General features: G+C 39.5%; 23 protein-coding genes. 17 read left to right on the top strand and 6 right to left on the bottom strand.

Annotated elements, in window-relative coordinates; translation table 11 throughout:
• Positions 1-144: 144 nt before the first annotated feature.
• Together VB733_RS10375 and VB733_RS10380 are read left to right on the top strand one after the other, a co-directional pair.
• Positions 145-993: a YaaW family protein gene (locus VB733_RS10375; protein ID WP_323340013.1), complete on the top strand. Its 849-nt coding sequence runs from the start codon at positions 145-147 to the stop codon at positions 991-993.
• A 159-nt stretch (positions 994-1,152) separates the two neighbouring features.
• A complete protein-coding gene (locus VB733_RS10380; RefSeq protein WP_323340014.1) occupies positions 1,153-2,478 on the top strand; it encodes an O-antigen ligase family protein in 1,326 nt (441 codons plus the stop codon).
• A gap of 570 nt (positions 2,479-3,048) precedes the next feature.
• Here the strand turns inward: VB733_RS10380 and VB733_RS10385 are convergent.
• Complete coding sequence (locus VB733_RS10385; protein WP_323340015.1) at positions 3,049-3,846, bottom strand: endonuclease/exonuclease/phosphatase family protein; 798 nt, start codon at positions 3,844-3,846, stop codon at positions 3,049-3,051.
• Between the two features lie 429 nt (positions 3,847-4,275).
• On the opposite strand from VB733_RS10385, the gene VB733_RS10390 reads away from it, so the two are divergent.
• From VB733_RS10390 to VB733_RS10405, 4 genes are all read left to right on the top strand, one after another.
• Positions 4,276-4,833: a pentapeptide repeat-containing protein gene (locus VB733_RS10390; RefSeq protein ID WP_323340016.1), complete on the top strand. Its 558-nt coding sequence runs from the start codon at positions 4,276-4,278 to the stop codon at positions 4,831-4,833.
• Between the two features lie 121 nt (positions 4,834-4,954).
• Positions 4,955-5,728, top strand: coding sequence for a pentapeptide repeat-containing protein (locus VB733_RS10395; RefSeq protein ID WP_323340017.1), 774 nt, complete (start codon positions 4,955-4,957; stop codon positions 5,726-5,728).
• Positions 5,729-5,971: 243 nt separating this feature from the next.
• The gene (locus VB733_RS10400) at positions 5,972-6,871 is read left to right on the top strand and encodes a M23 family metallopeptidase (RefSeq protein WP_323340018.1); all 900 of its coding nucleotides are present in this window, start codon (positions 5,972-5,974) and stop codon (positions 6,869-6,871) included.
• A 403-nt stretch (positions 6,872-7,274) separates the two neighbouring features.
• Entirely contained in the window at positions 7,275-7,838 is a 564-nt protein-coding gene (locus VB733_RS10405) for a peptidoglycan-binding protein (RefSeq protein WP_323340019.1), read from the top strand.
• Positions 7,839-7,954: 116 nt separating this feature from the next.
• On the opposite strand, the gene VB733_RS10410 is transcribed toward VB733_RS10405, so the two are convergent.
• Both VB733_RS10410 and VB733_RS10415 read right to left on the bottom strand, forming a co-directional pair.
• Complete coding sequence (locus tag VB733_RS10410; protein ID WP_323340020.1) at positions 7,955-8,797, bottom strand: DUF928 domain-containing protein; 843 nt, start codon at positions 8,795-8,797, stop codon at positions 7,955-7,957.
• A 131-nt stretch (positions 8,798-8,928) separates the two neighbouring features.
• Positions 8,929-10,137: an MFS transporter gene (locus VB733_RS10415; RefSeq protein ID WP_323340021.1), complete on the bottom strand. Its 1,209-nt coding sequence runs from the start codon at positions 10,135-10,137 to the stop codon at positions 8,929-8,931.
• Between the two features lie 202 nt (positions 10,138-10,339).
• On the opposite strand from VB733_RS10415, the gene VB733_RS10420 reads away from it, so the two are divergent.
• The 10 genes from VB733_RS10420 (at position 10,340) to VB733_RS10465 (ending at position 17,506) form a co-directional block, all read left to right on the top strand.
• Complete coding sequence (locus tag VB733_RS10420) at positions 10,340-10,858, top strand: DUF2808 domain-containing protein (protein WP_323340022.1); 519 nt, start codon at positions 10,340-10,342, stop codon at positions 10,856-10,858.
• A 334-nt stretch (positions 10,859-11,192) separates the two neighbouring features.
• A complete protein-coding gene (rpmH, locus tag VB733_RS10425; RefSeq protein WP_096611623.1) occupies positions 11,193-11,327 on the top strand; it encodes a 50S ribosomal protein L34 in 135 nt (44 codons plus the stop codon).
• A 42-nt stretch (positions 11,328-11,369) separates the two neighbouring features.
• Positions 11,370-11,780 carry a ribonuclease P protein component gene (rnpA, locus tag VB733_RS10430; RefSeq protein WP_323340023.1) on the top strand — a complete coding sequence of 137 codons (411 nt, stop codon included), beginning with the start codon at positions 11,370-11,372 and terminating at the stop codon, positions 11,778-11,780.
• Positions 11,767-12,156: a PH domain-containing protein gene (locus tag VB733_RS10435; protein ID WP_096611627.1), complete on the top strand. Its 390-nt coding sequence runs from the start codon at positions 11,767-11,769 to the stop codon at positions 12,154-12,156. The genes rnpA and VB733_RS10435 overlap by 14 nt, the downstream gene beginning before the upstream one ends.
• A gap of 194 nt (positions 12,157-12,350) precedes the next feature.
• Positions 12,351-13,493: a membrane protein insertase YidC gene (gene yidC / locus VB733_RS10440; protein ID WP_323340024.1), complete on the top strand. Its 1,143-nt coding sequence runs from the start codon at positions 12,351-12,353 to the stop codon at positions 13,491-13,493.
• A gap of 2 nt (positions 13,494-13,495) precedes the next feature.
• Positions 13,496-13,996 carry a protein jag gene (locus tag VB733_RS10445; RefSeq protein ID WP_323340025.1) on the top strand — a complete coding sequence of 167 codons (501 nt, stop codon included), beginning with the start codon at positions 13,496-13,498 and terminating at the stop codon, positions 13,994-13,996.
• 184 nt (positions 13,997-14,180) lie between these two features.
• On the top strand, positions 14,181-14,465 hold the full coding sequence (locus VB733_RS10450; protein ID WP_323340026.1) for a hypothetical protein: 285 nt from the start codon (positions 14,181-14,183) through the stop codon (positions 14,463-14,465).
• 792 nt (positions 14,466-15,257) lie between these two features.
• Entirely contained in the window at positions 15,258-16,241 is a 984-nt protein-coding gene (locus VB733_RS10455) for an RNA polymerase sigma factor, RpoD/SigA family (RefSeq protein ID WP_323340027.1), read from the top strand.
• Positions 16,242-16,394: 153 nt separating this feature from the next.
• Positions 16,395-16,553, top strand: a complete 159-nt coding sequence (locus tag VB733_RS10460) for a hypothetical protein (RefSeq protein WP_323340028.1) — start codon at positions 16,395-16,397, stop codon at positions 16,551-16,553.
• A 209-nt stretch (positions 16,554-16,762) separates the two neighbouring features.
• Positions 16,763-17,506, top strand: coding sequence for a hypothetical protein (locus tag VB733_RS10465; RefSeq protein WP_323340029.1), 744 nt, complete (start codon positions 16,763-16,765; stop codon positions 17,504-17,506).
• A 51-nt stretch (positions 17,507-17,557) separates the two neighbouring features.
• Here the strand turns inward: VB733_RS10465 and VB733_RS10470 are convergent, their stop codons facing one another.
• Both VB733_RS10470 and VB733_RS10475 read right to left on the bottom strand, forming a co-directional pair.
• Positions 17,558-18,157, bottom strand: coding sequence for a Coq4 family protein (locus VB733_RS10470; protein WP_323340030.1), 600 nt, complete (start codon positions 18,155-18,157; stop codon positions 17,558-17,560).
• 181 nt (positions 18,158-18,338) lie between these two features.
• Positions 18,339-18,926 (bottom strand): thioredoxin family protein, encoded by a 588-nt coding sequence (locus VB733_RS10475; RefSeq protein WP_323340031.1) that lies wholly within the window; start codon positions 18,924-18,926, stop codon positions 18,339-18,341.
• Between the two features lie 495 nt (positions 18,927-19,421).
• Between VB733_RS10475 and VB733_RS10480 the strand changes: the two genes are divergently transcribed.
• The gene (locus VB733_RS10480) at positions 19,422-19,826 is read left to right on the top strand and encodes an NIL domain-containing protein (protein ID WP_323340032.1); all 405 of its coding nucleotides are present in this window, start codon (positions 19,422-19,424) and stop codon (positions 19,824-19,826) included.
• A gap of 26 nt (positions 19,827-19,852) precedes the next feature.
• Here VB733_RS10480 and VB733_RS10485 read toward each other — a convergent pair whose 3' ends face one another.
• Positions 19,853-20,896 carry a hypothetical protein gene (locus VB733_RS10485; RefSeq protein ID WP_323340033.1) on the bottom strand — a complete coding sequence of 348 codons (1,044 nt, stop codon included), beginning with the start codon at positions 20,894-20,896 and terminating at the stop codon, positions 19,853-19,855.
• Between the last annotated feature and the right edge of the window lie 217 nt (positions 20,897-21,113).

Genomic DNA, 21,113 nt, shown 5'->3' on the forward strand with positions numbered 1-21,113 from the left:
AGAACAAAGGACAAATGACAAAAGATAAACCAAACCACAAAATACCAAAGACAACGCACAATGGATAAATAACTACTAATAAGTGTTTTTTGCTAATAGTAGAATAAGGTACAGATAATAGCTGCGGTAGTGGAGGACGGGAAATTGGATGAACTGAGGGCAGCCCTAGAACTAGCTACAGAAGACGAATTACAGGATTTAACTGCAATCCTGTTTAGTCGCAAGTATAATCCCCTCGATTATGTGCAAACACCTGAACCGATTGAGGTACAAAGTCAAAACCGTGAGGCTTGGCTGAATGCACTTGAAGAAAGATTTCGGTATTTGGCGGCTGATGGTGTCACCGTTTTGCGCGGGCGTACAAGTCAGGTGACTTATCGACAAGCCCTAATTCAAGTTTGTAAGTATTTAAAAATTGCTTATTCCCAAGATTTAGCAACCGTTGATTTAGAAGCCGAAGTTTTCCTACATTTATTAGGACGTGTTTGGAAAAAATTACCCGCAGCCGACAAACAAAAGTTAACAGAAAGAATACAGGCTCAATTAGCCAAGTCAATGTCATCGACAGCATCTTTGCCTCTGATGTTACAACCTGATCCCTTAGGATTGTTATTTAAAGGTGGTAGTGCTTTAGCAGTCACATCCGTGATTCAGCCGTTGTTGCTCAAACAAATCGCCCGTCAATTTGCTACGCATTTTGCTGTATATCAAGTAGCACAACAATCCGCAGTCCAAGGTGGAAAAATTGCCGCCGGGCAATTTCAAAGTTATGTAACTTTACAGATGGCAAGACGGGGTATGGCTGTGAGTGCGGCACGATATGGTGCAGTTCGCAGCGTTTTCACATTTTTAGGTCCGGTGATGTGGGGATGGTTTTTAGCTGATTTAGGTTGGCGTACCATTGCTACAAACTATGGTCGCATTATTCCGACAATATTTGCGATCGCTCAGATTCGTCTTACTCGTGCTGAAGAATGTTGGGAACCAGCGTAAGCTAGTTGGCAGGGAAGAGGAAAAAGATAAAGGGTAAAGGGTAAAAAATCATAGTTAATGGTTAATAATTGTTTGGAACTAAAATCCAACCATCAAGAACAAATATCCAATAACTAATACCCAATACCTGATAGCTAATACTCTATTCCCAACAAATGAATGATTAACAATAAAATATTCAGTTTCCACCGCCATCCAGAATCTAAACTTCAACTACCTTGGAATGCTCTGCAAGTGGGGATATTCATTTTCCCTATCATCCCAATCTTCGGGGGAATTAGTATTGGTTTTGCATTGCTTGTAACCTGGGCACTGAAATACAAAACAATTATTCGCCGTCCCCAAAATTGGGGATTTGGTATTTTTAGCCTGATACTGATAATTACAACTGCTTTGGCGCAGGAAAAAACGCCCGCCATAGAGGGTATTTTTAATTTTTTACCTTTTATCCTCTTGTTTTGTGCTGTCGATACTGTCATGCAAACACCAGCACAGCTACGTCATTTGGCTTGGATACTTGTAATTCCTTCTATACCAGTTGTAATTCTCGGATTCGGACAAATTTTCCTGAGTTGGACAACACCCCCAATTTGGCAAAATATATCTGGCTGGGCACTCTTACCAGGGGGAAATCCCGTCGGGCGTATGGCTTCGCTATTTATGTACGCCAACATCTTGGCTGGCTATTTAACCATCACTTTCATTCTCGCTGGCGGGTTGTGGCTAGAAGAGTTGAAGAAACATGGAAATATCTTACTCCATCTCCCAACCTCCGCATCTCCCCATCTTTGCTTCCTCACCTTGGCGGTAATTCTCAACTTTGCCGGATTAATTTTAACCAACTCACGCAATGCCTGGGCGATCGCAATTTTTGCTTGTATGGCATATGCTATGTATCAGGGGTGGCGAATTTTAGTTACAGTTGTGGCAGGTATCGTCGCGACAATCCTTTTAGCAGCCTTTGCACCTACACCCATAGCCCAAATATTACGCAAAGTAATTCCTAGTTTCTTTTGGGCACGTCTGAATGACCAAATGTATCCGAATAGACCAGTTGTACTGATGCGAGCCACCCAGTGGGATTTTGCTTGGAATATGGCACAACAGCGTCCCTTGACAGGTTGGGGATTGCGAAATTTTACACCCCTATACCAAGAAAAAATGCACATTTGGTTGGGACATCCCCACAATTTATTTTTGATGTTATCTGCCGAAGCCGGAATCCCCGCAACACTTTTGTTTATTAGTCTAATTGCTGGGATTTTAATGGCAGGATTCCAACTATTACAACGCTCTCAATGTTTGCATCAAGAAGACAAGTTAATCTTGTTTAGTTATCTCTTAGTAATTATAGCCTGGGTACTTTTTAATATAGCCGATGTTAGCATCTTTGATTTTCGCCTCAATGCCCTCTCTTGGTTATTATTAGGAACTGTCTCTGGAGTCGTTTACCGTTACAATCGTGTCCCGCCAAAATTCATTTAATCAACTGTTAAAGAACTTGTATCAATGTGCAGCATCAATATGTTTGCGGCAATTTTAATATCTAATATCAAGTCCGGCTAATCAGTTATTATTAATTTTTCTCCGCGTCCCCCTGTCTCCGAATCTCCGCGTCGGTTTTATCGTAGTTATTTAGGCGAACTTGATATGATTCCCAATTGCCGATTTTCCGTACATATACTGCTGTCACTACATATTATTGTTAATAAAATTACTAATAGTCACGTCTATGACTGTGAGTGTGGCTAATTAAAAGTTAGTCACTGTTGCTGATTGTTGGGAAGGTGTAGGTTTTCCCCTTTATGGGGTTTTCCTGCATAACGGGCATCTCTTTTTGAGATGCTCTTATTTATTTTGAGGATAGTTTTGCAAAAATAATTTGCAGCCTTGAAAATTAGATTTTATCGCACTTATCAGATGAAACAACTAGTTTTTTGCTGTGATTAACTTTATTTTCACGATTTTTGCAGTCTCTAACAAAAATATTAAAAAAGTGCTAATATCTTCACCATTGATAACACTTATTTGTTTATATATTCTCTCTAATTTTTACTATTTTATTGCCAATTCCGCAGCAATTCCAAAATGGTCTGAGGGATATATATATTGATTATCTGCTGCTGGTTCAGTGAGAATTAATTGACAGTCATTCACCTGTAAATGCTGATTAATAAATATATAATCAAGTGTTCCCCGCCAAGATTTCAAGTTACGATGTGTAATTGCATTTATTATCCCTAATACAATCTTCTTTGAGACACTACGTTTAAGGTGAACTAGAGGAGTTGGACAGGTGTATTCGGGTTCGCGATCGCAATATTGTGCATAGGCTGAGATAAAATGACTTCGCAAAAACTCTACTTCTGGAGTATCAGGAGTCGCGTTAAAATCTCCAACAGTAATTATTGGTAATTCCTTGGGTAATTCATCTAACCAATTAACTAATAATTTAAATTGCTCCATTCTTGCCTGACAAGAACCAGGTTGCCAATAATAATGACCATTACAAAATATCAAAGGTTGATGATTGATTTCCACTTGGACATATTGAGCCAAACGTCCTTGACTTTGTAAATCTAATTCTTTTTGCTGAATAAACGGATAACGGCTGAGGATAGCAATACCATATTCAGGACCTTTGTTATAAGGTAGCTTCTGGTAGTTTACTTTGTAAATATATGGCATATTCAGCTTTTCGGCAATGCGATCGCCTGTATTCCCTTGAATATTGATTTCTTGTAATCCAATTAAATCAGCATTAGTTTTTCTCAATCCTTCTATTAATAAATTTTCACGAATATCCCACATCCACATATCAAACAAAATATTAATAGTCACAACTCTAATCATGTTGGCTTTCCCTTTTCTCAATCTTGATGACAATTAACATATCAGCATTTAATATTCATTAAATATATATTTTAAAATCGAAAAATCACAAATATCAAAACATTTAAATTCTGACCAATTATTCCTTGATGTTACAAGCCCCTAAATTCATTTATGGATAGATAAATTTTAAACTTTGCTTGCTTCTCGCGACAGCGAGTATTGCGAATTGTGTTGACTCCTGCCTCCTAATATCATATTCGGCTAATCACTGATGATTAAAATTTCTTCGCGTCCCCGCGTCTCTAAGTCTCCGTGTCAGACTTAATAATAAGTATTCAACCGGACATGCTATAACTCACCGAAATTAAATAAATATTCATCCAAAATTGCTATAACTATTAACGAAACAACCCCTAGCAAACTTCTATTCCCTATGCCCAAATTATTATGTCCCAGCAAAATCAGCGCCAAAACCTAATATTCATCCTCGCGGCGATACTCACAGGAGCAGTTATAGTGGCTGGGACTCTAATTTACATCCTACTCAAAACCACAGAAACTCCATCAAACCTTTCATCTCTTACATCTTCCGATACTTCAGTTTCTACCCCAGATGTGGCAGAAGCACCAGTCGAAACCTCACCCCCAGAAAATATCATAACTATTCCAGCAGACACAAAACTGCAACAACCAACATCACAACCAAAAGCCAATCTTGGTAAAAATTTGGGTGGTGTTAATCTCCAAAATAAAGACTTGCGGAGAATGAATCTACGTCAAGCCCAAATGGGAGGTGCAAACCTTGCCAAGTCTAATTTAAGTGGTGTAGATTTGAGCGGTGCAAATATGGGAGGTGCAAACCTTTCTCAAGCCAACCTCACTAATGCTAATCTAAGCGGTGCTGATTTGAGAGGAGCCAATCTTAGCGGCGCGAACCTCAAAGGAGCTAATTTAGATGACGCTTATACAGATGGGGCAAATTTCAATGGCGCTATATTACCCTAAATTTTCACATAGCATTATTTTTCATCTTTTTCCGCCAACCAAATTGCTTGCTACCCTTCCCTAATCATTATTTTCATAGGTTAAGGTTGAGTATCAACTAGAACATACTGCCTTAGGGTTTATGAAAAACCATATTCTAGCCACATCGATATTTTTAATAACTATCACCACTGGCACAACCGTTCAGGCTGCCAATTCTGAACACCTAAGACAATTACTAGCAACTAAAAATTGTCAAAATTGTGACTTGAGTGGTGCTGGTTTGGTAATGGCTGATTTACAGGGTGCTGATTTAAGTGGTGCAAACTTAGCAGGTGCAAACCTCAGTCGTGCAAATTTAATGAATGCGGATTTACGTGGTGCAAACTTGAGCGGTGCTAGCCTATTTGGTGCAAATCTAAACTATGCCAAGCTTTCTGGAGCGACAATCGTCAGCACAGATTTGAGAAACGCCTATTTATATGGAATTGAATTAACTGGTGTAACTGTTAATGGTGCAAATTTACAAGGAGCATCCGGGATACCTTCGCAAATTGCGACACCAGAAGAATTTTACGCTTTGGGTGTTGCCGCAGCTGAAAAAGGCAACAAACAACAAGCAATAGATTATTTCGATCGCGCCATCTCTATTAAACCCGACTATGCGGGTGCATTTCTAGCCCGTGGAATCGCTCGTTATCAATTATTTGATCGTGAGGGTGCATTTCAAGACGCACAAATAGCCGAAAATTTGTTTAAGAATCAAAGCAATGTTAATGGACTTCAAACCACACAAGCTTTCATTATTGAACTCAAAACTCCCCCAGGTGACACCAAAGTGAGCGCAGGTAAACCCAGTTTCTTCGACTTTGTAAGCGGATTAGCTTCGGTTTTACTGCAATTCCTGCCATTTTAAAGGATTGGGTATTGAATAGTCGGGGAGCAATTCAACTACCTCCCCACTTCTCTCCTGATTATTGGTTGTGCGTCTTGATGCTCTGACGATGTTTGACATCAATAAATTTTAAATTTTGAATAATTCACCAAAATAACCTCACCAGTTACTTTATAAGTTCAATTCAGTAGAAACATTGGTATTCAAGAAACTGCATGTATTAAAATATCGTCTCAAATGTAGTGGCAATATCACTCTGAGTTCATGAAAAAAACTAACTTTCTCTATCTCTCTACTTATGGCTTAGTTGGATTTATTTTGACAGTGACTACAAGTATACATACTTCAGCGAAAACGCAAACCCTAACACAAAATCTATCCCAGCAAAACTTAACTCCAAATCCACAAGCCACAAATTCCCCGGCAAAATTTATTTACCCCACCCAAGGAATAATTTCCCAGAGCTTTCGCAAATATCAACATGAAGGTATTGATATCGCTAATGCATCGGGAACGCCAATTTTAGCTGTTGCTGCTGGTAAAGTTATCAAAGCTGGATGGGATGATTGGGGACTAGGTTATGTTGTGAAGATTCAACATCCGAACGGACAAACAACAGTTTACGGTCATAACAGTCGTCTTTTAGTTAATCAAGGACAACAAGTTACTCAAGGTCAAATTATTGCACAAATGGGTTCTACTGGTAATAGTTCTGCTCCCCATCTGCACTTTGAAATTCATACCAATCAACGGGTAGCAGTTAACCCAATAGAGGTTTTGACACCCCCAAATAATACAACTTCTACAGTTGCTAACGCGAAAACACAGCAAAATACTCCAATTCAACCAATATCTGCGGCTAATGCGGCTAATAATGTTCAGAGCAATAATCCCCCGAATCGCTGTCATGGAAAAACTTTAATTGCTGGCGAAACTGCCAATGCGCGGGTTCAAGTCTGTCAAGAAAACGGACAATTCTTTTATATTGGCGAACTCAAGCAAAATCCCCATCAAGTTGTGAAACTGCCCGCTTGGAATCTGAATAATCTACAATATCGGGCTGACAATGGTAGCTTTTCCTACTTTGTGACTCCTCAAGGAGTTGAAGTGTGGCGAAATGGTTCTCGCTTCCGTCGCGATATTTTTTACACCAATAAAAGTTAATAGTTAAGTAACTATATATCGCTATTGCAAACAATTCAAAGGAGATAAAAAGGCTGTATTGAGTAATAATTCAGTCTTTTTAGTATTTTATTACCAAAAATACATTCATTTAGATAGATGTCAGCTTTAAGACAAGTTATTATGATTACATTCTAGATTATTAATATCCGGAAGAATGTTGTCTTTTTTATATTTTTTTAATTTGTACTTAAGTAATAGTCTTCTATGATAATTAGTAATCTCATGTACAACCCATATACCTTTAGATAACAAAGATGTCAGTGTTATCAATGGGGAAAATTTGGTGCTTCTCTGTAGTCATTCAAGCTTTCTAATCACTGAAAACATATAAAATAAACCCGACAAGGAGAACTTCAAGGTGGAATATCTTGCTTACTCTGTTATGGCTGATGCAAATGAAAGAGCAACAGCAGAACCAGAATTAAAACTCCGCAAAATCAACTTCAAGCTCCACAAGGTAATTAAATCTGCTTGTTTAGCATTTGCAAGTGTTGGCATGTTGCTTGCAACTCTTCCCCAAGCGCAAGCGGCAGTAAGTGCAATTGGTTATGTTCGCACTAATGGTAGTTGTTTACGAGTTCGTTCCGCGCCAAGTCTGAATGCTCCAGTGCTGGGATGTCTGCGAAATGGTTCTAGACTTGCTATTGTTGTGGATACTCCCAACGGTTTTAGCCGCTTATCTTCTGGTAATTATGTCGCCACTAGATATGTTGGTATACGCCCTGGACAAGGAAATACCCCTGGACTGGGCGTTGGAGGTCCTGTAACTCTTGCTGTGGGTTCCCAAGGAGCGTCAGTGATACAGGTTCAACGGGTATTAGGTGTACCAACAACAGGCTTTTACGGTTCCATAACAGCACGTGCTGTCCGCAACTTTCAACTGAATAATGGTTTGTTAGCTGATGGTAAAGTTGGACCGCAAACTAGAGTCGCACTAGGCTTGTAAAGCTGAATTGAATGTAATTAATAGAAGTTAGTAGTAGGAATATTTTTGCTCTTGTGGCAAAGATATCCCTACTACTAAATCTTTTCATATTGCCGCTTTTGCCACTTCTTCAGTTACTACTTTTGATTCTTTACTTGTTGGCGATCGCAACAATTAGTCACAGGAAGCGAGACAATTTTTTCTAAATCAACTTGTCGTAGTAACTCAGTCCAAGCAGAGGAAATATTTTGTTCTTTTTTGTTGCGTATATTGACTCCCAAAGTCGTTAAAGCATCAAACCAAATACCATTTTTGGCGTAGATTATAGCTTGATTGATAGGGCTTTTAGAACTAGCTAATTGATTTTTTAATGTCGGATTTACAGCAATCCTTTGAATACTACCTCGAACATTTCCTGGTTTATCTTCGACAATTTGAAAATCGCAGTAGACAGAAAACGACCAATTATAAGTTTTCCCGATTTGTAAAGGTGGTATTTCTTGGGGTATGGCGAAATTCACTATCCCTTGTGGTGTGGTAGTATTTTTTAATTTAGTTTTGTAAACTACTTTGCCAAGATTATCTGTGAAGACAAATTCAACTGCATCTTTTGTTGTTAACTGCCTGGGTAAACTAAACCAAAATTGTGGGCGATCGCTCACTGTTAATCCCCACAAAAAATTACCATTGGGGGATTTAGTTAAAGGAACAAGCGCTGTTGGCTCACAACCTCTGCCGGCTCCTCCCTGTGCCCTACCTGTTGGTTCCCCACGGTTTGGCGGAGGAGGTGGTGGTTCAAATTCAATTGGTGTTGAAGTAGAATTTTGGGCAATTATTTGTTCTTCATAACCGAAACTAATTATTTGGTTTCCATAACCGACAGTACAACCGGTGCAAAGTGGGAGAATTGCCAGCAGTTTCAATATTTTATGATTAGCTATTTGAGTCCAAAATTGGATATTAAGTCTTGTATGATTCATTATTTTAAATAAATTTTAAATAAAGTAAATAGATGAAATTGCAGAATATGTAATTTACTGACAAGATTGATTTCAGCAATTTATGCAAATCCACATTAGGAAAATTATAAAAGCAAGACACAATTAAATCCCTATTCCATTTGATGGATTGTACGACTCGCTGTAACGAAAATACCGACTGCTAAAAATGCTATGGCACTCAAAAATATTTCTGGAAGAAGTGCAATATTTGCTAATTGAGGAAATATAGCTGTTACCAAAGCTCCTGCTAATCCACTACCAGCAAAATACATTCCCGTTGCTAAACCTGCGCGTTGACTAGATACTAATGATAGTGCTAAAGGAATTGCACCGTTGAGGATTAAACTAAATGTACAAATGATTAAAATCAGCAAAAATAGCTTTGCACCAAAAAATAACATTAGTAACATTAATATGGAAATTGTACAGCTAGCCCAAACTATCGCTTGACGATTACCGATTTTGGTGGCAAATGCACCTGCTGGCAAAGCTGCAAAAGCCAATGCAAGACTCAGGATAAACATCATTCCCCCAACATCATTGGTATTTAGCTCAATTTTGAGGAATTTTCCAATCGCATCCATCAATAAGCGAGAACCCCAAGCAACTCCAAAACCCGCTCCGCATAGTAGAAATAGCGCTCTTGGTAATTGTTCTGGTAAATTTTCTTTCTCGGTCAATTCTACAACTTCAGGAATCGGTTTTTCTGGTGGATTGACAAATCGCAGTCCAAAAGCAGCAGCAAGTAAAACGAATGAACCCAGAGCGAAAGCAAAAACAGCCCCAAAACTCAGAATCAAATCAGTGCTGATGGGACGAAAAGCGTTAATGATACCTCCCATTAAAGTCAATAAACTTGCTGCTAATGGTAAATCTGCATTCCGAGCATATTTTCCCAATAAAGCGATCGCCGGACTCCGAAAAACTGCCATGGCGATCGACCAAGCGACTACAATGAACAAAAATATCCAGCGCATCACTTCGGAAGGCTGGAAAAAACTCACCATTACAGGTATCAAAATAAACAAAGCTGAAGAGGAAATTACCCCGATAGAAATGAATGAAAAACGACTAGCAAACCAACGTTTAGCATGGTCAGAAAGTCCACCCATCAAGGGTTCTATAATCACAGCTAGGGCATTTTCCACAATTAACAACCCAATTGCCAAATCCTTTGGGAAGCCAATAGTCACTAATAGCTGGGGAATATATAAATTATAAATCAACCAACACAGAGTAATTGCCCCCTGCATCCCAGCTAATCCCCCCACTTGTAGCCACATTACCCCGCTAGGAATAGTTTCCGTCGTTCTTACCATTCGTCAAACCTAAGATTCTCAGATTCCGATTCTTTTCATTTACTTATACATGGAGAGTAGGGAAAAATATTCAAGCCGTAAAGAATGTATACCCCATTCCCAAATTTGGCACTTTTTGCGATCGCATAACGTCCCAATATTAGCGAGTCAGTAGTAAAGTTTAGTTACGACCCTAATTGCATAAACTGAAGGAGTGAGAAATATGCGACGTTCCCTAGGACTTTTATCTGCTTTAGCTATGACTGGCTGCTTGCTGACGGGATTTTCTGGAGTTAGCTTGGCACAGTCTGGTTTCACCCTCTGGAGTGGTGTTAAAGGCGATAATCAGTTAAACTACCGTTTTGATTTTGGCGGACAAGCAAACGCTTGGGATCGACTCCGGTTAAGGGTTCCCAATAAAAAGCTCCAAACCGCAGTTGCCCAACTCGTAATTTCCTACCCTGAATACTATAAAGGTTCTTTCGACCCCAAAAAAATTGAAGTTAAAGTCAAAGGCAAGAGCGTACCCCTACAGGAAGTCAAGTGGGATAAAGACAGTCACGCAATTAGTATCTTTCCTCAAGAAGCTATTCCCGCAGGTAGCAACGTTGAAATTATCTTATCGAACATGAGAATGCCCTCTTTTGGCGGAATGTACTATTTCAATGTGGCAATTCAGTCTCCTGGAGATGTTCCGATTTCGCGTTACATTGGTACCGCCATTGTCAATATTGGTAGTTAGTAGAGGGCACGGGATATAGACCGAGAGTCAAAAAAATTCTTCTTGCTATGGACAATTAGTCTGGGCAGTTGGATTTTTGCCCATTGCTAAGGAGTCCCGTCAAAATTGTCAAAATTTTGGGATTGCGGACAGCCTTGTCCACGTGAATTGGATATTTAGTCCCAATGGGCAGGCTACGCAATGGCGGCAATACTTAATTTTTACCTGAAACAGCATTCCCAGCCCTCAATTCCCCTTGTCAATTGTTCAAATCACAATTTACAGATTGACATTATAATGGTAAGATTATAGATTGTGACTTTTTATATAAAAAATTGCCTCAGAGGACGAAAACATGCAAAGAACGCTGGGCGGAACTAACCGTAAAAGAAAAAGAACATCTGGTTTTCGCGCTCGGATGCGGACACCGGATGGACGCAACGTGATTAAAGCACGTCGCCGCAAAGGACGCTACCGCTTGAGCGTATAGGCGAAAACAACTGATTAACGCTAACCGCATTTATATTCAGCAGTGGCTTTGCCTTCAGTACATAGACTCAAATCCCGTCACGATTTTCAGGCAGTTTTCCGGGAAGGGACACGTCGGCACGGTTCTTACATGACTTTAAGAGCTTTACGACCTTCTCAGGATGCTGCCATCAATACAACAAATCTTGGCAAAAAGGAAAAGAACAATAATTTACCAGCACGAATTGGTATTTCGATCAGCACAAAAGTCAGCAAACGGGCTGTAGTACGTAATCGTATTAAACGACGCATTTCAGCAGCTTTGCAGAAGTTGCTGCCGAAATTATCACCAGGTTGGCGGTTGGTTGTTGTTGTGAAGCCAACTGCTGCACAAGAAGAGTGCGTAACCCAACAATTTCTGCAAGAATTAGAGCAGTTGTTGGTACAAGCCGAGGTATTCAATGGGTATTCGTGAAGAAGTATATTTTGAAGGTGGCCCTCACGTTGGGGACTTGATAATAAACATATTAATAGGTTTCACAGTATTGGGGCTACCTTTGACAGTTGGTGCAATTGTCAGAGCATTGTGGTTACGGTTTCGGATTACAGATCGTCGCATTACCGTTATTGGCGGATGGATGGGACGCGATCGCACTGATATCATTTACTCAGAAATAGTCAAAGTCGTGAAAGTGCCTCGCGGACTGGGGATGTGGGGGGACATGGTAGTCACCCTAAGAAACGGTAGCCGTTTAGAGTTGCGGGCAATTCCCAAATTCCGCGAAATTTACGATTACATTTACGAACAAATTGCTGCGAAAAATCCTGGCATGGTAGGAGTACAAAAATAACAAGGTGCAAGGGAGAAGAAGCGAAAGAGGAGGAAGGAGGAGAGGTAAATATCTTTCTACCCCCATCCTCTATCCCCCATTCCCCTCTTGGCAATTGTGCGGCTATCCGTAGTCAAACCCTGGTTTCAGGGAATGATGATTCCGATAAATTAGATTCAGGCAAAAATTAAGTACCTCAGGTTGAATTCAGAATAATGGATTTTGGTATCGGGTTTCTCTCGAATAACGTAATGCTGCCGATTATAGACTTGTTCTATACGATTGTACCCAGCTATGGACTGGCAATTGTAGCATTGACGTTAATCATTCGCTTGGCACTCTATCCCCTGAGTGCTGGGCAAATTCGCAATATGCGGAAAATGCGGATCGTCCAACCTGTCATGCAAAAACGGATGGCAGAAATTAAAGAAAAATATAAAGACGATCCCAAAAAACAGCAAGAAGAAATGATGAAAACTCAGCAAGAGTTTGGCAATCCCTTGGCGGGTTGTTTGCCCTTGCTGTTACAAATGCCCGTACTGCTAGCATTATTTGCCACATTGCGGGGTTCGCCATTTGCTGGGGTAAATTACAGCGTTAACTTGCAAGTTTTACCAGCAGAACAAATTGAACGAATTCAACCACAAGCTTTTACGACATCGCCACAAAATATTTATGTGAGCGATGGCGAACATATTAAGGTTGCAGCCATCCTTCCTGGTGGTAGCAAAATGGCAGTTGGAGAGAAAACCAGAATCGAGTACCAAACCCTCGAAGGTAAGCCATTCCAACAAGTTTTGGCAGAACACCCCGAAACCAAGTTAATTCCTGAATGGAAAATAATTAAAGGCGAAGACCGCGTTAAAATCGATGCTCAAGGTAACGTAGAAGCCCTGCAAGCTGGTGATGTCACCATCCAAGGAACAATTCCTGGTTTGGCAGCCGATCGCGGATTTCTGTTTATTGATGCTTTAGGTCGAGTTGGAGCGATCGATCCAGATGGCGCAATACACTGGGACATCGTCTCAATGGTGGTGTTCTTTGGAATTAGCTTGTATGTCAGCCAAGTGCTTTCTGGGCAAAATTCGACTAACGCTAATCCTTCCCAAGATACTGTCAATAAAATTACTCCTGTGATCTTTTCCGGGATGTTTTTGTTCTTCCCATTACCAGCAGGGGTATTGATGTATATGGTGATTGGTAACGTTTTCCAAACACTACAAACATACATACTCTCCCGCGAACCCCTACCTGAGGATGTCCAAAAAATTCTCGACGCTCAGGAAAAAGAAACGCAAGCGGCACAAAAATCAATACCTTTTGAGCCGAAAAGTTCCAAGAAGAAAACTACAGGTTAATAATGGCTAATACTTCGATCGCCAGAGGTCAAGATTGGTTAAAAACACTTCTACAGAAAGCAGGTCTTTCTGTAGAAATTCAGGGGGAATCAGAACAAAATACCTTTGCTGACGGTGAAGGCTACTGGCTAACCATCGACGAAAACAATCTGACTCCTGAACAAATTAAAATATTGATTGGTGTTGATGGTTCGGTACTTGATGCCATGCAATATTTAGCTAATTCGATTCTTAATATCCATCAACCACCCGAAGGACAGGCTTCATACACCATTGAGTTGAATGGCTATCGCTTTCAACGACAGGGGCAAATCCAAGCATTGGCTGAGTCGGCAGCCCAACAGGTGCGTGCGACAGGACAGGAAGTGGAAATCAAGTCATTGAGTTCTGCCGAGCGTCGTCAAGTACACAGCTTTTTGGAAAGTTTAAGTGATTTGGAAAGCTTTAGTCGAGGTAAAGAACCACACCGTCACCTCGTCGTGCGTCCAGCTGGAATTGAGTGAAAAATCGACCGATTTTTGAATTATCCGGTGGGAAGCTAAATCGTGATGGATATAGAGATAGTAGATGCACCCTGATTCAAATTTAAACCCCAGTAGATGAACTATTGGGGTTTTTATTCTTTTCCCTACTCAAGAGAATGGGGTATTTTTCTATACATTTGATATCAAGTTCACCTCAATACTTGTGATGCAGCCAACCGGGAGAAATTGCCACTACCAACTTGTCGCTGTGCGCGAAATTGGAAAAATTAAGCGGGATGCGCGGTTGTGGAATGGGGCGTATTTAGATATTTTTATATATACGAATGAAGATATTCTCAATATCAACAATTCGTTTCTGCGACTTCTTTCCGCCATTGTCTTGCAAAAATGCGATCGCACCGAAAATCTTTTGCTGGCAAAGGTCGAAGCTCTTTATGCCTCAACTCAACAGCATTCGCAGCCAAGAAAATTGAATTGCGACATTTAATCGCCACAGGGGAAATTGAAGCTAACTAACGTCGCTTTTGGTTGTGTAACTGTGCCAAAAATCGTATCTTGCTTCTCAGGCACGTGAGCCTCCAACGGAGGCATAATTATTAATGCGATCGCCTCTTTTGGTAGAAACTATTTTTACCTGATACTATTCTGGAGACAGAGGTGTTTTGGCGCGATCGCAATCACAATCTTGGATACCAAGTCTTTTTGGCTACTCACACCTGTGATCAGTTTTCATGTAACAACCTATCAACTACAAGTCCGCAATTGGTGATTTCGGAATTTAGATATTTCGTGACATCCCCCCATCATCAAACCCCAACAGTACGGTTATCCGGCTAGTTATAAATCGCTGCAAGAGTAGTTTTCACGTCACTATAGATGTAGTGACTTGAGGATTTTTCATTATCTCTTTGGCAATTGCCCCATTTTCAATTATAATTGGAAGTTTTATCTATGCTACTTTACTCACGACAAAAATTGTCGTAATATGAAATAAGCAGAACTCATACTGACTTCGTATTTTCTCGTCGCCATCAACGACAAGAGATAAAAGAATTCTCAAATAACAACCAAGAGTGCTTCTAAGTAATTCATTTGAAATTTTGGGAAAGGTAGGGGGAACCTATCAGGAAAACTTCTCGTCTTCAGAGGACTTGTATAAATTAATTGTCTTAATTGTTTAAAGTGGCTCCTGATACTGCGTGAAATATTGACAGCCTTTTCCGAATTGCCTTAACGATTCAAGATTCATTGTGTCTACGGAGTAGAGGACAGCGCACCGATGCCTACTATTAACGTTTCAACCGAAAATACTAACGCCAAATTCACGGCTGATATGGTGCGAACCTATCTGCGGGAGATTGGACGTGTACCGCTTTTGACTCGTGAACAAGAAATTGTTTACGGGAAGCAAGTTCAGCAAATGATGACGCTAATTGAAGCCAAAGAAGCTTTGGAAAAGAAATTGCGTCGTCAAGCAAGCATGGAAGAATGGGCTGAGTATGTGAAAAAACCAGAAACTGATATTCAGCATACTGTATTTCAGGGTAAGCGAGCCAAGCAAAAAATGATTGAGGCGAACTTGCGCTTGGTAGTGGCAATTGCCAAAAAATACCAAAAACGCAATATGGAATTTCTGGATTTAATTCAGGAAGGAACTTTGGGATTAGAGCGGGGTGTAGAAAAATTTGACCCAACACGCGGTTATAAATTCTCAACCTATGCCTATTGGTGGATTCGTCAAGCAATTACTCGTGCGATCGCTCAACAAGGACGAACGATTCGCTTACCAATTCACATCACCGAAAAACTCAACAAAATCAAAAAAGTTCAGCGCGAACTCGCACAAAAATTAGGTCGTTCACCAACACCTACGGAAATCGCTCAAGAACTCGAACTGGAACCAGCACAAATCCGCGAGTACATGAATATGGCGCGTCAACCAGTTTCCTTAGATGTGCGAGTTGGTGATAACCAAGATACTGAACTTCAAGAAATGCTGGAAGATGAAGGACCATCTCCTGAATACTACACTACTCAAGAATTCCTCCGTCAAGACTTAAATAATCTCCTCTCTGAACTTACCACACAGCAGCGTGAAGTTTTAGCACTCCGTTTTGGCTTAGAAGATGGTAACGAGCTATCACTAGCAAAAGTCGGCGAACGCTTGAACCTCAGTCGCGAACGTGTTCGTCAGCTAGAGCATCAGGCTCTTGCTCACCTGCGTCGCCGTCGGGCAAATGTCAAAGAGTATATTGCTAGTTAAGGTGGTGGTGCTTGAACAGGCGCTAACCTTATCTAAAAATATGACGCGCCTCCTTCAGCTTAAGGAGGCGATTTTTTATCCAAACATGAAATCATTACAAAATTACAACTATCAAAAGATAGATTTTCGTAGATAGTTTCAAATTCAGAATATGTGCATCACAATATTACAGAATTAAATTACAGGATTAATATTAATTTTGATCACGAAAAAATATCGTTGTTAGGAGTCAGTATCCAGGAGATTGTCAAGGGATTACAGCCTGGAGAGGTGACGAAAATAGCTGCAAAGCTCTTGGATATTGGCATCTAAAAATTTATACCAAAAAATATATAAAAACTTCATTTTCTAAACTCACGTTTTTTCAGAGAATATATGTAGAACCTGAAAATATATCCAACTTTTGACCGAGGTTTTTACGTATAAAAACGTAGTTATATTTGTAGAAGTGAAACAAAAACCTTAAAGTATTTCGCTTCAATCATTTAATTTATCTAAAAAAAAATTTAGGAGAATTCAGGGTGCATAAGTATAATAATTTCTGGACAAATTTCTTTACTCGCTTACTTTCTTCCCGCCAGTGGAGATTTCCTTTACTTGGCTTAGTAGTTGTACTAGGTATTGTTGCTAATCGATCGCAGCCAGTATTCAGTAATCAAATGGATAATGATCCTTACTCTTACCGAGTTACATTACCAGATTCGGGAGCAGTATTTGAAACTTGGAGAGAACAAGAGTCAGACAGTGCCGCCTTAGAAGATAAAGGAATCACGTCTGCTCCAGCAGTAATTGTTTCTCCAAAAAAATTAGACAAGCAGCCGATAATTACCGCCCTTGTTCCAGAAGCACAACAACCAATCATCAAAAATAGCGCCGCAAAAGGTAATCAATTTGCCCAGCCAGATGGTGTTTACCTTTACGGACAATCCCCCAAGCCCGGACAATTAGGACAAGGCTATGTAGTCTTTGAAAAGCGCGATGGCAAAGTAACTGGGGCGATGTATATGCCTGATTCCGAGTACAGTTGTTTTCACGGTACTTTGGATAAATCTGGCGAATTGGCAATGACAGTCAATGGCTACCCTGGGGAAGTAAGTCCATCTCAAGTTGCATCGAATGAAAGTGTGCCGAGACTGTACCAAGATGAACCTGTTAGCTACGCTTACTCCTTAGCATTGCGCGATTTTTACAGGTTGAATACTGTTAGTAATGTCGATCGCGATCTTTTAAATGCATGTCAGCAAAGTGGCGGTGCCGAAGAATAAGTCCAATTTCCCAGACCTATTACTACAGGGAGGAAGAAAAAACGTTGGGTTCTACAGAAATCCTAAATTTTTCCTTACTTCCTGAATTGATTCTGTCCAATGTTCTTCAAAGCGGTAGCCTAATAAGCAATCAACTTTTTTACCTAGTTTTTTACCTTTTTGGACATTGGTAAAAATTGCTTTGATTTGTCGAGGTGCGAGAATTGGATAAAGAATTTCAGCCAGCCACAGACTAATCTTTAAAGATTGACTGTAATTTTGTTCCGCAGCAAAGGCAAGAACTCCTATTTCTCCAGCATAGCTAGTATCAAAACCAAGCAAAAGATGAAAAATATCGTGAGTGATAGCATATCGCAGGGCAAATACATTGCTGGCGGCGACTTCTTCTAGTTCTGGACTAATATTAATTGGCTGGAGATGATTTTTTTGCATGTGCTGGGCATACTCATATCCAAATGAGCCTTGAGGATATTGGCTTAATATTTCTAAATTTATGGGCGGGTGATATCCGACAACCTGTTGCAGTTGAGAATTGATTTCTTGATTAATTTTTGCACCAAATAAATCGGATTTGAGGATGGCAAAATCTCCTAAGTTGCCAGAGTTTTTATAAGCTAGTAATAATTTGATTTTTTGCAATTTATTCAACATGATTTATCTGCCAAAAATAATCTAATATTTGGCTGTTAGATGGAATATATATATCTATAATCTATTCCTATCATGGAAGAATGAAAGTAGGAATAAGGCGGAGATGGGCTGAAGGATTGAATCAGTTGGTATATCAATTTTTCTTTTCCTTGCGTCTCCACATCCCCACATCTTCCATGATTTAATTAACTACTTGACTACCATGACTGCGAGGATCATCTTTGCCACTATTTGGAGATGTCACTGGAACTGAAAACTTAGATACTTCTCCTGTTGTTTGAGCATAGGGTAGGCTAGAGTTCGCAACCAATGCTTCAATATTACTTGTCATGATTGTCTGGGGTTGATCACCGATCGCCTGAGCGACTGATTCTCCGTTTTGATTCAGAAATACAAAGTGAGGAATACCATCGACTCGGTAACGCAACATTTCTGGCAACCATTTGCTATTGTCTACATTTAACATGACAACATTGAGTTTATCTGCGTATTCTGTTTCCAGTGCGGCAATAGTAGGAGCCATTTTTTGACAAACTGTACACCAATTTGCATAAAATTCCACTAGCGATGGTTTTCCGTTGGTTAAGGCGATTTCTAATGGTGTCGATTGTTCGTCCAGTTTTGTTAGGGATACTGTTGTTGTCTCGGTTCGTAACCCTAAAATTAGAGCTACACTCAAGGCGATCGCAACTATCGCTATTAAGAAGTTTCTCAGTCGCGCACCTGATGTTGGCTTGTCTGGAGAGTTAATTTGTGAATCGCTAGCCATAACAAAATTATTAAAAGTTATTAATTACCATTGTCTAGTTTACCTTGTTCAGCAGTCAGGCTTGGTGTTTGGAAATTATTCTAGTTGCACTGGAAAGTGACAATTACTCAAAGGGAGTTGTTATTGTATTTTTTTGTAAAAATTTTCCGGATTATTTGAGGAAATTGGGTCGAAATATGGGATAATTTAACTAGATTTTAATATAATGGGATGTAGCTTGTCATAAAAATTTTGCTAATATTCCCATTATGATAAACTTAAGTTTATAAAACCAATATTACCACGAAAATAGCCATCTTGTATAACTTTTCGACAAAATTTTTCGACAAAATTCTGATTCTGATAGTTGGTAATTAAACGATTGATGACTTCAGGCAATGATTGCTTTCTAACGAAATATAAAATTAGAAGAGAGCAGGCTAGGTTCTCTTAATTAGTTTTGATTGTAATCACGTCCTAATCCGATTACCATTAATTATTCAGCAGTAATCAAATATGAAAAAAAGAATAACCTTAACTTTCCCCAAGCGTGCAGTACAAATGCCAGTAACCTATAGGTTAGCAAAGGATTTTAACGTTGCGGCAAATATTATTCGTGCCCAGGTAGCACCCAATCAAATTGGGAAACTAGTAGTAGAACTTTCAGGAGATATTGACCAATTAGATGCAGCAATAGAGTGGATGCGATCGCAGAATATAGCAGTTTCGATGACATTGGGGGAAATTGCAATCGATGAAAATATCTGTATTGACTGTGGTTTGTGTACGGGGGTATGTCCAACAGAAGCATTGACATTAAACCCCGATACATACAAACTCATGTTTACGCGATCGCGTTGTATAGTCTGTGAACAATGTATTCCCACTTGCCCAGTTCAAGCAATTTCCACAAATTTATAAATTGGAAATTGAGAATAATCTATCAATTAAAATTGATAAGAAACTCCTAATGAGAGAACTGGAAAAACGCTAAATCCTTTTAAATCATTCTCAAGTTCTTTTTTCTCAACTCGCAAATCACTATTAATTTGGTCACGTAAACTATCATTAATAATAGTTGCATCCAAATTGACTTGTGGAGAACCAGCCAAAACAACACCTACATTTGCCGAAAAGCCCCAATGTTTTCCTGGTTTCACTGCATTACCCCAACCAATACCAATATATGGCGCAATCTGATGAGGAAATGAGACTTTTCCCTTCACCGCAGCAATATCTTTATTTGTATAACGATTGCCATCATACTCAAAAGTTACACCATCTTTGATTCTCGCTTTTCCTTCAACATTACTATCATTAAATACCAAGCCACTAGTAACACGAAAGCCAGAGTTTTTGAAGGGATGATAATCAACTAAAGCGGACAGGTTCAATAAATTTAAAGTAGCATCGTAGGTGACTTCTTGTTTACGCTTTTGGTATCCACCAAGACCAATTGCAGCACCATTTAAGCCCAGCCTGGCATTAAAGTTAGATGTTAATAATTTAGTTACAGAAGCACCGACTCCAAGGGTTCCTAATTCCGGAGTTACAGCCCAACTACTCCGGCGCGAAGGTGTTGATTGTCTCGATATCTCATTTTCTTTTTTTTGTGTTGGTAAGGTTGAGTGTGATGACTTTTTGCAGTAAGGATTATCTGGGAAATCTCGACAAAAATGCTCTAATTCGAGAGGTTGACTAGTAATTTCAATGTTGAGACTATGATTCTCTGGTGATTCTAAGTCTGCGGCTCGATCAGAAATATTTAATCCTTGGGTAAGGATATTATTACTAGTGTTGAATAATAAATTATTGTGTGATTTTTCAGGTAAAGTTTGACCAGATTTATGTTTTATATTTTCGTGATTATTCACGATTTTATCAGTAATTTCACCTTCACTTGCAAATGCTTGCTGAGTAATATCATTAAGCAATAAACCTGTAGTAATTAATCCTACAACTGATAAAAATACGCCTTTTTTATACATCATTATAGTAATCCTCACACTCTCAAATAAATTTAACTTAATACTGGATGGATTACCCTGGTTTAGTTATCAGAATGAGTTTTCAAATTGTTCTCAAATACGGATATGACTTGAAGAGCAAACAATAAATGAGAACAAGTAAAACAACATCACATTCGGTAAATATGAATAATCTTATTTAAATTACAGCACAATCACTAAAGATGGATGCTTTTTTCAT

Source organism: Calothrix sp. UHCC 0171, assembly GCF_034931845.1.
Classification (GTDB): domain Bacteria; phylum Cyanobacteriota; class Cyanobacteriia; order Cyanobacteriales; family Nostocaceae; genus Brunnivagina.

Coding starts and splice junctions, on each gene's coding strand:
- VB733_RS10380 (WP_323340014.1), top strand. CDS start 1,153: ATGATTAACAATAAAATATTCAGTTTCCACCGCCATCCAGAATCTAAA.
- VB733_RS10385 (WP_323340015.1), bottom strand. CDS start 3,846: ATGATTAGAGTTGTGACTATTAATATTTTGTTTGATATGTGGATGTGG.
- VB733_RS10390 (WP_323340016.1), top strand. CDS start 4,276: ATGTCCCAGCAAAATCAGCGCCAAAACCTAATATTCATCCTCGCGGCG.
- VB733_RS10395 (WP_323340017.1), top strand. CDS start 4,955: ATGAAAAACCATATTCTAGCCACATCGATATTTTTAATAACTATCACC.
- VB733_RS10400 (WP_323340018.1), top strand. CDS start 5,972: ATGAAAAAAACTAACTTTCTCTATCTCTCTACTTATGGCTTAGTTGGA.
- VB733_RS10405 (WP_323340019.1), top strand. CDS start 7,275: ATGGCTGATGCAAATGAAAGAGCAACAGCAGAACCAGAATTAAAACTC.
- VB733_RS10410 (WP_323340020.1), bottom strand. CDS start 8,797: ATGAATCATACAAGACTTAATATCCAATTTTGGACTCAAATAGCTAAT.
- VB733_RS10415 (WP_323340021.1), bottom strand. CDS start 10,137: ATGGTAAGAACGACGGAAACTATTCCTAGCGGGGTAATGTGGCTACAA.
- VB733_RS10420 (WP_323340022.1), top strand. CDS start 10,340: ATGCGACGTTCCCTAGGACTTTTATCTGCTTTAGCTATGACTGGCTGC.
- rpmH (WP_096611623.1), top strand. CDS start 11,193: ATGCAAAGAACGCTGGGCGGAACTAACCGTAAAAGAAAAAGAACATCT.
- VB733_RS10435 (WP_096611627.1), top strand. CDS start 11,767: ATGGGTATTCGTGAAGAAGTATATTTTGAAGGTGGCCCTCACGTTGGG.
- yidC (WP_323340024.1), top strand. CDS start 12,351: ATGGATTTTGGTATCGGGTTTCTCTCGAATAACGTAATGCTGCCGATT.
- VB733_RS10445 (WP_323340025.1), top strand. CDS start 13,496: ATGGCTAATACTTCGATCGCCAGAGGTCAAGATTGGTTAAAAACACTT.
- VB733_RS10455 (WP_323340027.1), top strand. CDS start 15,258: ATGCCTACTATTAACGTTTCAACCGAAAATACTAACGCCAAATTCACG.
- VB733_RS10470 (WP_323340030.1), bottom strand. CDS start 18,157: ATGTTGAATAAATTGCAAAAAATCAAATTATTACTAGCTTATAAAAAC.
- VB733_RS10475 (WP_323340031.1), bottom strand. CDS start 18,926: ATGGCTAGCGATTCACAAATTAACTCTCCAGACAAGCCAACATCAGGT.
- VB733_RS10480 (WP_323340032.1), top strand. CDS start 19,422: ATGAAAAAAAGAATAACCTTAACTTTCCCCAAGCGTGCAGTACAAATG.
- VB733_RS10485 (WP_323340033.1), bottom strand. CDS start 20,896: ATGATGTATAAAAAAGGCGTATTTTTATCAGTTGTAGGATTAATTACT.